Source organism: Enterococcus sp. AZ015, from assembly GCF_050499225.1.
Taxonomy (GTDB): domain Bacteria; phylum Bacillota; class Bacilli; order Lactobacillales; family Enterococcaceae; genus Enterococcus_D; species Enterococcus_D entomosocium.
Map to the genome: position 1 here is coordinate 2,046,917 of NZ_JBMHEX010000001.1, position 14,087 is coordinate 2,061,003.

Sequence of the window (14,087 nt, forward strand, 5' to 3'; positions counted from 1 at the left end):
CTAGTTTCCAGAATTTTCTTCGATCAATTGCGTCAATCGATTTTCAAAGGTCTTCGTAGCATCATAACCCATCGTTTTCGCCCGGAAATTCATGGCAGCAACTTCGATAATGATCGCAACATTTCGACCAGTTTTTACGGGGATTTTGATTTGTGGTACATCAACGCCACCAATTTCAACCGTCGTATCATCGGTTCCTAGTCGATCATACTTTTTGTCTTTCGCCCAAGCTTCTAAATACACCGCTACTTGAACCTGCATATACCCTCGTACGGCACTGGCACCAAAAAGATTCATGACATCGATGATCCCGATTCCCCGGATCTCGATCAAGTGTTGCAAGATTTTCGGCGGTTCCCCCACCAAAGTCAATTCATCTTGCTTATACACATCCACACGGTCGTCAGCGATCAACCGATGCCCACGTTTGATCAACTCTAATGCTGTTTCGCTTTTACCAATTCCGCTATCGCCTTGGATCAAAACGCCCAAGCCATAGACATCCACTAATACCCCATGGACACTGGTTCTTGTTGCTAAACGCCCATCGAGAAAACTAGAAAGCTCTCCTTGCAGACGTGACGTTGAGATGGGCGAACGTAGAATCGTAATCTCATGTTCTTTGCAGGCTTGAATCATTTCTGCTGGTACTTCCAAGCCGCGAGAAACAATAAATCCCGGTGTATCATCGGCACACATTTTGCGCATCACCATCAAGCGTTCTTCTGGCATCATTCGTTCCGCAAAGGTGATCTCTTTGCTGCCGAATAATTGCAGACGATCATGGGAATAGTAATTAAAATAACCCGTCAATTCCAAACCAGGTCGGGAAATATCGCCGGTAATGATTTCTCTTTCTAAACTGTTTTCAGTTCCTTCAACTATCTCTAAATTTAAAGCCTCCGCCAGCTCGCTGACTTTGACGGTTTCTGCCATAGTTTTTCCCTCTTTTCTCAATGATTCTTGCCGCTGCTTCTTGTAAACGACACTCTGGTTCTATTTTATCATTCTATCAGTAAAGTTACTACCTTCGCCAATAGAAGTCCTCATTCTTTTTCGTTTGTGTTATTATTTTACTAAGGAGGGATTTTTAATGAAATTTTCAGCATACACGTATCAACGCCCTGATTTTCCAGTCTATCAAGAAACATTCAAAAAAGCATTAGCAAACCTTCAGTCAGCCGATACCTTCTCGGAGGCGAAGCAAGCTCTTGATGCTTTGAACGAACTAAGAGGAACGATCGATACCGCAATGAACTTGGCTTCGATCCGTTATTCGATCGATACCAACGATGCCTTTTATGAAACAGAAGACACTTTCTGGAATGAATACCAGCCTCATTTTGAAGCTCTGGATTTTCAATTCTATCAAGCACTCTTGGCTTCACCGGTCTTAGATGAATTAAAAGCCGAATATCCAGAAACACTTTTCTTGTTTGCCGAAAGCCGCGTGAAGCTTTTTGATGATGCCTTGATCGAATTGTTTCAAAAAGAAAACCAATTGGCTTCCGATTACAGCAAATTGGTCGCTTCTGCCCAAATCGACTTCCAAGGAGAAACCTATACCCTCGCACAACTGCGACCATTTACCGAAAATAAAGATCGCAGCGTTCGTAAAGAAGCGTTTGAAAAGCAAACGGCTTTCTTCACGGAAAATGAAGACCGTTTTGATCAAATTTATGACGAGATGGTCAAGGTTCGTACCGAGATCGCCCACAAGCTCGGCTTTGAAAATTACGTCGCCTTTGCGGATACCCAAATGAATCGTTGGGACTATGATCGTTCAATGATTGAGACCTATCGTCGTGAAATTTTAGAAAAAGTCGTCCCAATCACCCAAAAACTGTACCAAAGACAGGCACAGCGTAATCAATTGGCACAAGCAACTTTTACCGACTTGCCACTTGTTTATCCTAGTGGCAACGCAGAGCCTAAAGGAACACCTGAAGAACTAGTGGAAAAAGCCCGTGTGATGTATCAGGAACTATCCCCTGAAACTGGCGAATTTTTTGACTTTATGGTCGAACATGACTTGCTTGATCTCCTCAGCAAAAAAGGCAAACAATCTGGCGGCTACTGTACCTTTATCCAAGAATATCAATCGCCATTTATCTTTGCCAACTTTAACGGTACTTCGGGCGATGTCGATGTTTTGACCCACGAAGCTGGCCACGCCTTTCAAGCCTTTCGCTCTCGTTGGATCAAAGAACCAGAAATTTTGTTTCCAAATTATGAATCTTGCGAGATCCATTCAATGTCGATGGAGTTTATCGCTTGGCCATGGATGGACGCCTTTTTTGGAGAAGAAACAGAAAAATACAAATTTGCGCATCTTGCTAGCAGCCTGCAATTTCTGCCTTATGGCGTTTTAGTAGATCACTTCCAACAAGACGTTTATGAGCATCCTGAATGGACACCATCACAGCGCAAAGCCCGTTGGCGGGAATTAGAGCGCCAATACTGTCCAGAACGGGATTATTCAGAGTATCCAGACCTTGATCGTGGCTTGTATTGGTTCAGACAGGGGCATATTTTTGAATCACCTTTCTACTATATCGATTACACATTGGCACAAGTGTGTGCGTTCCAATTTTGGTATCGATTCATCGTGGCAAAAGACGAAACCGCTTGGCAAGATTATTTGGCCATTTGCGAAGTCGGCGGCACGAAAACATTTCTTGAGATCCTGGCTCTGGCTCATCTACGTTCACCTTTTGAAAAAGGAGCGCTTGATGAAACGTTACAGGCAGTAGATACGTATCTGTCAGCCATCAAAGAAGAACAGTTAAACTAAAAAAAGACGTTTCCGTTTCTCCACTAGCTTCTTAGCTAGTAGGAGAAAACGTGAAACGTCTTTTTAACGTGAATATTTTTCGATATGGTGTTCGGTCACGATCATATTGATCACTGACATGATCAGTGCCACTAATAAAGCAGCCCCAAACGAGGAAAAGCCGAAGTTGGCTGACCCAACAAAATACGAAGTCAAATTCAGCATGAGCGCATTGATCACAAAGGTGAAAAACCCAAGCGTCAGTAAAGTCAATGGAAATGAAATGACGATCAGAATTGGTTTAATCAAAGCATTCAGGATCGACAGTACAAAACTGGCGATCACTGCAGTCATAATGCTTTGAACGTGGATCATATTTGGTAATAGAACCGCCAATGTGACAAACGTCAGTGTATTCATGATAAGCCGTTGAAAATAAGACACTAGAAGTCACTCCAGTCCTCATCCTCTACCTTTTCCGCTTCTTTACGGGGACGATTTGCTTCATTGTATTTGTTTTGTTTGTAATATCGATTGTCATGACCATATCCTGAGGTGCTCTTGCGTCCTGAAGGAATCAAGACCGCCATGATGATATATAAAGTGATTCCAGGGAACCCAGCAGTCACTAAAGATAGAAAGACATAGATCACGCGAACGATAGTTGGATCGATTCGCAAGTATTCTGCCAGACCCCCTAGAGTCCCTGTAATGACGACGTTATTGGCTGATTTTGTTAATTTTTTGTTCATTTATCTACACCTTCCTTCTTTTCTTTAATGAGTGTATACTCAACTATTCTTATTTATCTGTATCTTTGATAAAGACATTTCCTGTTGTTGTGGATAGATCGATTTGTGCGACTTTATCGGCAACCCGACGGAATTGCAATAGTTGGTTTAGGCGTTCTTTTTTCTCCCGTACAACTTCCATCTCACTTAAGCGATTGTTAATGCTACCTAAACTTGTTTTGGCGATCCCTTCAAAACCGATCCCTGCAGGTAATGCTACTTTAACATTGCCATTTACAGAGCTGGCGTTTAATTTTTGGACCGTTTCTTCTTTGTAGGTCACACGGATATTGCCGTTTACTAAAGAAATACCGGTGTTTTGTGGTGTGGCTGTCAACGTCACGTCGCCATTCACTGTTTCGATGATGGCATCTAAAATCTCACCCTCTTGAACAGTGATCGTTCCATTCACGCCTTCAATCTCTAACATCGATGCGTTTACTTTGCGGAAATCGATATTGCCATTTGTTGATTTTGTATAAACATCTTTTGCATCCAATTCAATGAATGTAACATTTCCGTTCAATAGTTTTACTGCCACATGATCATAGGTACGTTTTGGTAAATAGAAAACCAGATCGGCACGAATGCGTTTGTTTGGAATTTGGAAGGAGATGCGTTCATCATCGACATTGATTTGGCTTCTTGCTTCAAAAGCATCGAAAGGCTCCGCCGCATCCATTTTACCATATAGTTTGATTTTGGCATCTACTTTGACACCTGGTTCATCCCATAATTGGAAGGAAACATTGCCGTTGGCTAACTTCACATCGATCAATGTCGCTGCCGTTTCGTCATAGCTGAATGTGTGTTCAAATTTCGTCGCTGCAACACCGGGAACTTTCAAGTTGATATCTTTCCATTCCATGTTGTCGTTAACAGAATCCGTTACTGCTCGAACCGTTTTCTTCAAGAAGTGTCCGAAGTGGGTGCTGGCATCGACCATTTTTTCACTTACTTGATTGATAGTATCGGTCGCTTGCTCTTTCCAATCTTCTGGAATATCTAATTTTTGAGAGATTTTCTCTTTCGTTTGAGACCATTGGTCTTTGCGAATATTTTTTAGTTTTGCTTCCAATTCTGCTTTTTCTTCGGTTAAGCCATCTAACGTTTCTTCTAAGCTAGTAATGGTCGCTTCTGTTTCATGACGTGTTGCCAATTCCTCTTCTGACAATTGATCCAATTCTTCTTTGGTATTCAATTGCATCAGAGTTTCTTGCGCTTCTTTTAATTCTTCTTTGACGCCAAGAATTTCAGCATTGATTTCGTCCAACTCAGCAGATGCTTGGTTGGCTTCCGTTGCTAAGCCATCAAGAATCTTTTCAAGATTTTCTTTGTCTTGCGCTTCGTTTTGACGAAGTTTTTCTTCGCCGTCAAACGTGAACATCTCATCGTCATTTTCAGTATCATCAAATGGGCTTGTCGCATTCTTATCCGCGGTTACCTCAGCAGCAGCTTTGTTAATTTGTTTTTCGTCTTTGGCTTTTGCCATACCTTCTAGTAAATCTAAGGCTTCTTCTGTAGAAAGCACACCTTTTTTTACTAGATCCAATATACGTTCTCTTTCGTTCATGGAAATTGCCTCCTTCAGCAAATGTGTGATTGCAAGTTTAGCTTACGAACCTATTATGCCTTGTTTTTGCAAAAGTGTCATAGGTCTTAAGTACCAAGTTTTTCTCAATCTGCAGATTGGCAAGCAGAACCGGCACTTTTCTTCGTTACTTTAGGCACAAAACGATCTTCCTTATCTTAACAGTACCACGAAAAACCATTGGAAACAAAAGTTTCAGCTAATAGCAGCCTTGAGGAATAGGCCTGCTAGAGTAAATGATCTATTGTTCATTTCACTGCGGGTCGGGGATGAAAAGAGCAGAAGGTTCAACTTGAAAAATTCGGTTACGATAGAATCGATTTCCATTGTCCATCTTTAGGGAAGCCATTTTATAATTTGTCTATCTTGTTCACGTCATCTATTTCAGTGATTCTTCCAAATCAAAAAGACCGCCGAGAGAAGTTACTCCTTAAAGGTCAACTTCTTTCGGCGGTCTGTCCCATCTCTTTTAAAAGAGATAAGTGATCAAGAACCTAAGCTGGTTTCTTAAATCATTTCCGTACGGTTTGTATTCAATTCACTGATTTTTCCAGTAGCAAGATACACGATCCATTCACAAATATTCGTTACGTAGTCACCGATACGTTCTAAGTACTGTGCAACAGATAAATAATCGGTTCCACTAACAACGGTTTCCGGATTTTCTTTCATACTCTCGATCGTTTTGTAATAGATGTCTTTGTAATACTCATTGACCCGATCATCCATTTGGGCGATCATACGGGCATCTTCTTGGTCAGTTTTTACATAGGCAACTAAAACATTATCGACCATTTTCTTCACATAATCCGACATATCAGAAATTTCTTTTTCGATTTCAGCGATCCGTGTTTCACCTTTGACCCGAATCGTTGACTTCGCGATCGATACTGCATGGTCTCCCATTCGTTCCAAGTCAGAGCTGGCTTTCATTACAGTAATGATCATTCGTAGATCGGTGGTTACTGGTTGTTGCAAAGCAATCATTTCAAAGCTCTTTTTCTCCAAACGAACTTCCATATTGTTGATCGCCAAATCATTTTCAATCACTTCTTGAGCAATTGCTTTATCATGTCTGACATATGCTCGTACGGATTTGTGGATCGCGCTGCTGACTAGCATCCCCATCTCATAAAATTGATTGTGTAGATTTAATAATTCTTCTTCAAACTGTGTACGCAACATCCCTTTTCCTCCTAACCAAATCTTCCTGAGATATAATCTTCTGTTTCTTTTTTGCTTGGACTTAGGAACACTTTTTTCGTGTCATTAAACTCGATCAAGTTGCCGTCCAAAAAGAACGCGGTTTTATCTGAGATTCTTGAAGCTTGTGACATGTTGTGAGTCACGATGATCATGGTATAGCGTTCTTTCAGTGCCAAAAGGGTATTCTCGATTTTCCCAGATGAAATTGGGTCTAACGCACTGGTTGGTTCATCCAGCAAAATGATTTCTGGATCGACAGCCAATACCCGAGCGATGCATACCCGCTGCTGTTGTCCACCGGATAAAGATAGCGCACTTTGGTGAAGCTTATCTTTGACATCTTCCCAGACAGACGCTGCTTTCAAGCTTTCCTCTACCGTCTTATCAAGAATCGCCTTGTCCGTGACTCCTTTTAATTTTAACCCATAAATCACATTTTCGTAAATTGAAAAGGGAAATGGATTCGGTTGCTGAAAAACCATCCCGATTTCTTTACGCAAATCAACGATGTCTTGCTTCGGACTATAAATGTCTTTCCCTTTATAGACAACACTTCCTGTAATTGTCACACCAGGGATCAAATCATTCATTCGATTAAGAGAACGCAAGTAGGTCGATTTCCCACAACCTGAAGGACCGATCATCGCAGTGATCTCGCCTTTTTTGATGGAAAGGTCGATTCCTTTTAATGCTTCTTTTTTTCCGTAGTATAAATGCAGATCTTTCGATGTAATAATTTCTTCTGCCATTGTTTTGCCTCCGTTTACTGATCGAATCGGCTCAGCCAAAATGACCGGATACGTAATCTTCTGTTGCTTTAATTTTTGGACGAGTAAATATCTTACGGGTCTCATCGTACTCGATCGCATTTCCTAAGTAGAAAAAGGCGGTATAATCGCTGATCCGAGCAGCTTGCTGCATGTTGTGGGTCACGATGATGATTGAATAGTCGTTTTTCAAGTTGATAAGAGTTTCTTCCACTGTCCCGGTTGAGATGGGGTCAAGGGCACTAGCTGGTTCATCTAGAAGCAAAATATCTGGTTTCATCGCAATTGCTCGAGCGATACACAGACGTTGCTGCTGTCCACCGGACAATGCCAAAGCACTTTTGTCTAAGCTGTCCTTTACTTGATCCCAAAGTGCGGCTTGTTTCAAGCTGGTTTCGACTGCTTCATCCAATTTCTTTTTGTTTCTTTCTCCATGACGTCGCAAAGCAAAGGCGATGTTGTCATAGATCGATTTACTGAAAGGGTTTGGTCGTTGGAAAACCATGCCGATCCGCTTACGCATTTCGAAGACATCGACTTCTTTTGTGTTCACGTCGACCCCTTTGTACATGATGTTTCCTGTGACTCTCGTATTTGCGATTCCGTCATTCATTCGATTCAAGGAACGCAGATACGTTGATTTTCCGCAACCAGAGGGACCGATCAATGCGGTGATTTTATTCTTTTCAAATTGTAGATCAATGCCTTTGATGGCTTCATTTGATCCATACCATACATGCAAGTCAGTGGTATAAAGCGCCACATCTTCTGGTTTATCGAAGGTAATGATATTTCGATCATCCCAATTGTAATCGTTCATACTGTCATTCTCCTTATGCTGACGTCATTTTCTTGTACAACCGTTTGCCAGCTGCACGGGCGCCAAAGTTAAATAGCAAGACGGCAATGATCAATACTGCCGAAGCTCCAGCTGAAACTTGTGCGCCATCAGGCATCGTGCCCTCTGTATTGATTTTCCAAATATGGACTGCCAGCGTCTCCGCTTGTCGGAAAAGACCGATCGGGCTGGAAACACTCAATGGATTCCAGTTTGTAAAATCAAGGGCCGGTGCACTTTGTCCTGCAGTATAGATCAGCGCTGCTGCTTCACCAAAAATCCGACCAGAACTTAGAATGACCCCAGTCAAAATCCCTGGTGTTGCTTCTGGAACAATGATGCGTGTGACCGTTTCCCAACGTGACAAACCAAGAGACAAGCCTGCTTCACGTTGCGTGTAATGAATTGCTTGAAGTGATTCTTCTACATTTCTCGTCAATAGTGGCAAATTGAAGAAGGTCAATGCCAAGGCACCAGAAATAATTGAAAAGCCATAACCAAACTGAATAACAAAGACTAAGAAACCAAAGAGACCGACAACCACTGAAGGCAGTGAGCTCAAGATCTCGATCGATGTCCGAATGATATCCGTCAACCAGTTTTTCTTTGCATACTCTGATAAGTAGATCCCCGCTCCTAAAGAAATCGGGAAGCTAATGATCATTGTTACTAAAAGCAAATAAAGGGAATTGAACAATTGGATGCCGATCCCGCCGCCTTCTTGATACGCTTTTGAAGAAGAGGTCAGAAATTCCCAACTAATGTGAGGAACCCCCCGAACCAAAATGTACAGTAATAAGGAAGCCAAAATCAAAACAATGATTCCAGCAACGGCATACAAGACGCCGGTAGCAATTTTATCTGAACGTTTTGCATTCATTATTTCAAGGCTCCTTTCTTCCCAATAAAGCGAATAACAATGTTAAATAGTAAGGACATCAATAACAAGATCAAGGCTAATGACCATAAAACATTATTTTGGACTGTCCCCATGATCGTATTTCCGATACCCATCGTTAGGATAGAAGTCAATGTTGAAGCTGGTGTCACTAAGCTAGTTGGCATCAATGCCGCATTACCAATAACCATTTGAATCGCCAATGCTTCACCAAACGCCCGCGCCATTCCAAAAACAACCGCTGTTAAAATACCAGGAACAGCTGCTCGTAAAACAACTTTGTAAATCGTTTGCCAGCGAGTCGCACCTAAAGCTAACGAAGCTTCACGATAATGCCGTGGAACTGCCCGCAAAGCGTCGACAGTCATCGTAGTCACTGTCGGTAAGATCATGATAAACAGGACAAACGTCCCTGCCAAGATCCCAAAACCAGTACCGCCAAAAACGGAGCGGACTGCTGGTACAACGACAGACAAACCGATGAAACCATAAACAACTGAAGGGATACCGACTAAAAGTTCGATGACCGGCTGCAAGATCTTCTCTCCATTACGAGGTGAGATTTCTACCATAAAGACGGCTGCACCGATGGCAAAAGGTGTTGCCACGATCGCTGATAAGAACGTTACGAAGAACGATCCTAGAATCATCGGCAAGGCACCAACTAACGGTTGTCCATCAGGTCCCACAGCACTCGGATTCCATTGGGTACCAAACAAAAAGTCAAACACATTGACTTTGTCTACAAAGAATGTCGCTAATCCTCGGCTAGCAACGAAATAAAAAATGGAGATCACAACCAAAACAATCAACGCGATACAAAGAAAACTGATTAGTTTTCCTCTTTGTTCCATTCTTGCGCGCTTAGATTTTTTTGTTAACACTTCTTTTACATTTTCCACGAGGGTTCCTCCTCAAAAATCAAACTAAACTCATAACCATTAGTTTATCGGTTCAACATCAATTTCTGTTAAAGCTTGTGTAAATTTTGTGTAAAGATTATTCAACAATGTTGCCTTCCCAGTCTCTTTCCACCTGCATGATGGAAATTGGAATATAGCCTAGATCCCCAACGATATGCTCTTGGACTTCGTCAGAAAGCATATATTCTAAAAACTCAGCAGTTAATCCGGTTGGTTCTCCTTTTGTATACATATGCTCATACGCCCAAACTTTCCAATCATTCGTCGTCACATTTTCAATCGTAGGTTCAACGCCATCAATTGAAAGGACATTGACTTCATCAGTCACATAAGAAAATGCAACGTAGCTAATAGCCCCTGGTGTATCAGAAACGATCGAGCGTACCATCCCACTAGAATCTTGCTCTTGAGAAGGAATAGCGGTTTCGCCATCCATGATCCATTTTTCAAATGTGCTTCTCGTACCACTACCTGTCGCCCGGTTCAATAAAACGATTGGCAGATCATTTCCACCGACTTCGCTCCAATTGGTGATCTTTCCTAAGAAGATATTTTTTAGATCTTCTGTGGAAATGTCTGTGATACCAACTCCTTTGTTAACGATTGGTGTGATTCCCACCGTTGCCACCCGATGATCAACAAGGGCATCAGCATCGATTCCTGGCTTTTCTTCCGCAAACAAATCAGAATTTCCGATATCGACTGCACCGGCTTGGACTTGACTTAGTCCAGTTCCGCTTCCGCCTCCTTGGACATTGATGAACCGACCTGGATTTGAGTTTTGAAATTCTTCTGCAACTGTTTCTACTAGCGGCTGCAAAGCAGAGGAACCGACTGCGGTGATCGATTCTCCTCTATCTGCCCAGCTTGCACATCCTGAGAGTAAAATAACCAATCCGATAATAGGACTTAGAAGTTTAAATTTTTTCATCATAACGCTCCTTGTACTTTCGTAAGTCATTGATCTTAAAAATCAATTATTTTCATTTTACCATTAGTTGAATTTAATGAAAATTATTATTTGCTTTTTTTTCTGGAACAGCGTCCGTTCGTTTATTTAAAACGCTTTTTTTCTTTCTCAAAATAACTGTTTCGTAAAAAAAATGACAGAATTTCTTAATTAAATTACGTGCATCCAGAAGGTATGCTATGCTATACTGTGAGAGGAAACGTATTTTAAAAGAACATAATTATTAATCTTGCTTCCCCAATCAAGTACAATATGTTGTTATGTTCAGCGTTTTCACGATTTCATCAACATTTCCCCAAAATGTCTGTTGAATCGAAACGGCAGAAAGAAGCATTTCTATGCATCTTCTGCCGTCTTTTTTTACTCTAATTCACTTAGCCACGCAGCCATCTGCTCAACGATGGCTTTTTGCTGTGCTTCATTTGATAAATCAGCAGCGGCTTCTCCTTTTTGTAACCCATAGGTACCAAAGCCAGCATGATTGCCGCCTTCGATCGTTTGGAACGTGGTAGATTCTGGAAGGAAGCTGCGGGCAGCTTGCCAATTTTCTTGATTGACCACCTGATCTTGACTCCCTGTCAACGATAGCACAGAAATCGACTGATCAGCCAAAGACCCTTTTTCATCGGGATAGCTTGCGAAGAAAAAGACCCCTTTTAAATCCTTGTCGTTTGCAGCCAATTGATTCGCTGCAAAACGGCTCGCCATTACCCCACCTAATGAATGACCACCAATGACATAGGAGTTATGGGGAATTTCTTTCAAGACCTCTTCTGCACGATTGCCTGATAAAACAGCCATGTTAAAGGGCATTTTAACGATCGCGACAGGATAGCCTTTTTCCGCTAAACCTGCTGCCCATACACTATAGCTTTCCGCATCGACAAGGGCGCCGGGATAGAAAATGACCAATGGCTTTTCTTCATCTCCAGCAAAATAAAGGACATTCCCCTCATCTTCTGCCTCTTTCGCAGCTGTGACTGCAGCATCAACTGCTGGGTAGTGTAGTTGTTGCCAACCGATCCAACCGGCAATAGTTAAAATAACAACGGTGACCAATACACCAATCAAAACTTTTGTTCTTTTTCTCATCATATCCTCCTGCAAAAAAGAAGATCAGGAAAGGATGGCAGACGAAACTTGCTGGTCCATCATCTCCTGAATCTTTCTACGAATGTTTCCCAATTTTTATCGGTGTGCAAGTGCCAATAGTTCTCGTGCATGTTCGATCGTTAAATCGGTGATTTCTGCACCTGAGAGCATACGGGCGATCTCTGCCACCCGTTCTTCTTTAGATAGTTTACGGACGTGGGTTTCTGTCCGTCCTTCTTGAATTGCTTTTTCAATAAAATATTGATTATCCGCTACAGCAGCTACTTGCGGCAAGTGAGTGATACACAAAACTTGCGAATTGGCTGCGATCTTGGCGATTTTTTCAGCAATTGCTTGGGCTACTCGGCCACTGACCCCAGTATCAACTTCGTCAAAAACAATACTGGTGATTCCTTGTTTCCGAGAGAAAATTGATTTGAGGGCCAGTAAGATCCGTGAAAGTTCTCCCCCAGAAGCAACCCGCACCAACGGCTTCATGCCTTCACCAGGATTTGTGGTCAAATAAAATTCTACGGTGTCAAATCCGCTGCTACTCAATTGTTTTGAGCCAGGTGCAAACCGTACTTCAAATTGTGCGTGCTCCATGTACAGCTCTTTTAACTCTTGAACGATTTCTTTTTCTAAACGATGAGCCAGTTCACGTCGTTTGACGTGCAAGGCTTCCGCCAGCTGCCAAACTGCTTCAGCTTTTTGGGCAAGCTCTTCTTCTAATTGCTCCAACTGACCTTCTGTATAGGCAGACTCGCTGATTTCTTTACTGATCTCATCATAGTAAGCAAGAATCACAGGAATCGACTCCCCGTATTTGCGCTTCAATTGACGAATCGTTTCCAGCCGCGAAATGACTTCTTCCAGTCGGCCTTCATCTAATTCAAGATTGTCGACTTGCCGCGAAATATCAGTGGCTGCATCTTGCAACAAGTAATACGCACTTTGGATCGCTTCACTGATTTTTTCGTAAGCCGGATCAAGATGGGCGATTGACTGGATCTCGGATAAAGCTACACTGACCCCATCTAGGCTATTGACTTCTTCGGCAGATAAGGCACCATAGCTTTGCCCTAGAGCATCCACGATTTTTTGATAATTGGTCAGTTTTTCTCGTTCATCGATCAGCAGTTCTTCTTCATTTCCCATCAATTCTGCTTGGGCGATTTCTTCTTGTTGAAAACGCAACATGTCCATTCGCTGGACATATAGCTGTTCATTTTCTTGAATGGTCCTGACGTGTTTTTCTAAAGAGCGATAGCTTTGATAGGCTTGACGGTAATCCGCAAGCTCCGCTTTAAAGCTATCATCCCCAAACCCATCCATCAAGGTCAAATGTTTTTCTGGCTGCAGCAGCTCTTGATGCTCATTTTGTCCTTGGATATCGACCAAGAATAAACCGATTTGACGCAAAACCGACAAGGTAACGGTTCGACCATTGACACGACAAATATTTTTCCCCGATTGAGAGATATCTCGTTGTACGATCAAAACTTCTTCTTCATCAATACCTAAATCTGCGGTCAAGTCTTTGAACTCCTGCTGATTCGGCCATTCGAAGATCCCTTCTAAACGGCATTTCTCTGCTCCTTGACGCAAATAGTCGCTGGAACCTCTACCGCCTGCTAGCAAACCCATCGCATCGATAATAATTGATTTCCCGGCACCTGTCTCACCTGTCAGTGCCGTCATTCCCTCATGGAAAGATAAGTGCAAGTTGGAAATAATCGCAAAATTTTGGATCGACAATTCTAAAAGCATCCCTTGCCTCCTCTTCTAAACGTAACGTTGGAAATCCCTGAATAGGTTCTCGGTATCTGCTTCTGTTCTAGTGATCATCAAGACGTTGTCATCATCGTTTAACGTGCCAAATAATTCCTTGGCATAACGTTTATCGATTAAATTCGCCAAAGCCGAGGCATTGCCGGGCAGTGTGCGCAGGATCACAAATTTGTCCATTCGATCGACAGAAACAAAAGCCGTTTTTAGGATTTTATCTAGTTTACCACTCACGTCTTCCGTTGTCTCTTGCGGGATACTGTAGCGATAGCCACCTTTTTGGGAAGGAACTTTCACTAACTTCAATTCCTTGATATCTCTTGATATGGTTGCTTGTGTGACTGAGACGCCGCGATCTTTTAACAACTCGACAAAATCTTCTTGTTTCTGAATATCTTGTTCACTTAACAATCGTGTAATCAAGCGATGCCGTTCTTTTTTTCTCATCTC

At 42.2% G+C, this 14,087-nt stretch carries 14 protein-coding genes; 1 reads left to right on the top strand and 13 read right to left on the bottom strand.

The annotated features are described in order from the left end of the window. Window positions 1-936, bottom strand: coding sequence for an HPr(Ser) kinase/phosphatase (gene hprK / locus IGK85_RS09575; RefSeq protein WP_005235388.1), 936 nt, complete (start codon window positions 934-936; stop codon window positions 1-3). 157 nt (window positions 937-1,093) lie between these two features. On the opposite strand from hprK, the gene IGK85_RS09580 reads away from it, so the two are divergent. Further along, a complete protein-coding gene (locus IGK85_RS09580; RefSeq protein WP_008378475.1) occupies window positions 1,094-2,794 on the top strand; it encodes a M3 family oligoendopeptidase in 1,701 nt (566 codons plus the stop codon). 63 nt (window positions 2,795-2,857) lie between these two features. On the opposite strand, the gene IGK85_RS09585 is transcribed toward IGK85_RS09580, so the two are convergent. The 12 genes from IGK85_RS09585 to argR all read right to left on the bottom strand — a co-directional run bounded on the left by IGK85_RS09585 (window position 2,858) and on the right by argR (window position 14,084). Further along, entirely contained in the window at window positions 2,858-3,217 is a 360-nt protein-coding gene (locus IGK85_RS09585) for a phage holin family protein (RefSeq protein WP_005225788.1), read from the bottom strand. Continuing rightward, window positions 3,217-3,525 carry a PspC domain-containing protein gene (locus tag IGK85_RS09590; RefSeq protein ID WP_005235384.1) on the bottom strand — a complete coding sequence of 103 codons (309 nt, stop codon included), beginning with the start codon at window positions 3,523-3,525 and terminating at the stop codon, window positions 3,217-3,219. Before IGK85_RS09590 ends, IGK85_RS09585 begins: the two co-directional genes overlap by 1 nt. A gap of 49 nt (window positions 3,526-3,574) precedes the next feature. Then, window positions 3,575-5,137, bottom strand: a complete 1,563-nt coding sequence (liaX, locus tag IGK85_RS09595; RefSeq protein ID WP_008378476.1) for a daptomycin-sensing surface protein LiaX — start codon at window positions 5,135-5,137, stop codon at window positions 3,575-3,577. 525 nt (window positions 5,138-5,662) lie between these two features. Next, complete coding sequence (gene phoU, locus IGK85_RS09600) at window positions 5,663-6,340, bottom strand: phosphate signaling complex protein PhoU (protein WP_008378477.1); 678 nt, start codon at window positions 6,338-6,340, stop codon at window positions 5,663-5,665. Window positions 6,341-6,351: 11 nt separating this feature from the next. Continuing rightward, a complete protein-coding gene (gene pstB / locus IGK85_RS09605) occupies window positions 6,352-7,110 on the bottom strand; it encodes a phosphate ABC transporter ATP-binding protein PstB (RefSeq protein WP_005235379.1) in 759 nt (252 codons plus the stop codon). Between the two features lie 31 nt (window positions 7,111-7,141). Continuing rightward, window positions 7,142-7,948: a phosphate ABC transporter ATP-binding protein PstB gene (pstB, locus tag IGK85_RS09610; protein ID WP_005225783.1), complete on the bottom strand. Its 807-nt coding sequence runs from the start codon at window positions 7,946-7,948 to the stop codon at window positions 7,142-7,144. A 13-nt stretch (window positions 7,949-7,961) separates the two neighbouring features. Then, the gene (pstA, locus tag IGK85_RS09615; RefSeq protein WP_008378478.1) at window positions 7,962-8,846 is read right to left on the bottom strand and encodes a phosphate ABC transporter permease PstA; all 885 of its coding nucleotides are present in this window, start codon (window positions 8,844-8,846) and stop codon (window positions 7,962-7,964) included. Next, window positions 8,846-9,766, bottom strand: coding sequence for a phosphate ABC transporter permease subunit PstC (gene pstC / locus IGK85_RS09620; RefSeq protein ID WP_005235375.1), 921 nt, complete (start codon window positions 9,764-9,766; stop codon window positions 8,846-8,848). Before pstC ends, pstA begins: the two co-directional genes overlap by 1 nt. Window positions 9,767-9,863: 97 nt before the next feature. Continuing rightward, a complete protein-coding gene (locus IGK85_RS09625; protein WP_008378479.1) occupies window positions 9,864-10,718 on the bottom strand; it encodes a phosphate ABC transporter substrate-binding protein PstS in 855 nt (284 codons plus the stop codon). 399 nt (window positions 10,719-11,117) lie between these two features. Continuing rightward, complete coding sequence (locus tag IGK85_RS09630) at window positions 11,118-11,849, bottom strand: alpha/beta hydrolase (protein ID WP_008378480.1); 732 nt, start codon at window positions 11,847-11,849, stop codon at window positions 11,118-11,120. Between the two features lie 96 nt (window positions 11,850-11,945). Next, window positions 11,946-13,619 (bottom strand): DNA repair protein RecN, encoded by a 1,674-nt coding sequence (gene recN, locus IGK85_RS09635; protein ID WP_008378481.1) that lies wholly within the window; start codon window positions 13,617-13,619, stop codon window positions 11,946-11,948. 15 nt (window positions 13,620-13,634) lie between these two features. Beyond that, window positions 13,635-14,084 carry an arginine repressor gene (gene argR / locus IGK85_RS09640; protein ID WP_005235362.1) on the bottom strand — a complete coding sequence of 150 codons (450 nt, stop codon included), beginning with the start codon at window positions 14,082-14,084 and terminating at the stop codon, window positions 13,635-13,637. Between the last annotated feature and the right edge of the window lie 3 nt (window positions 14,085-14,087).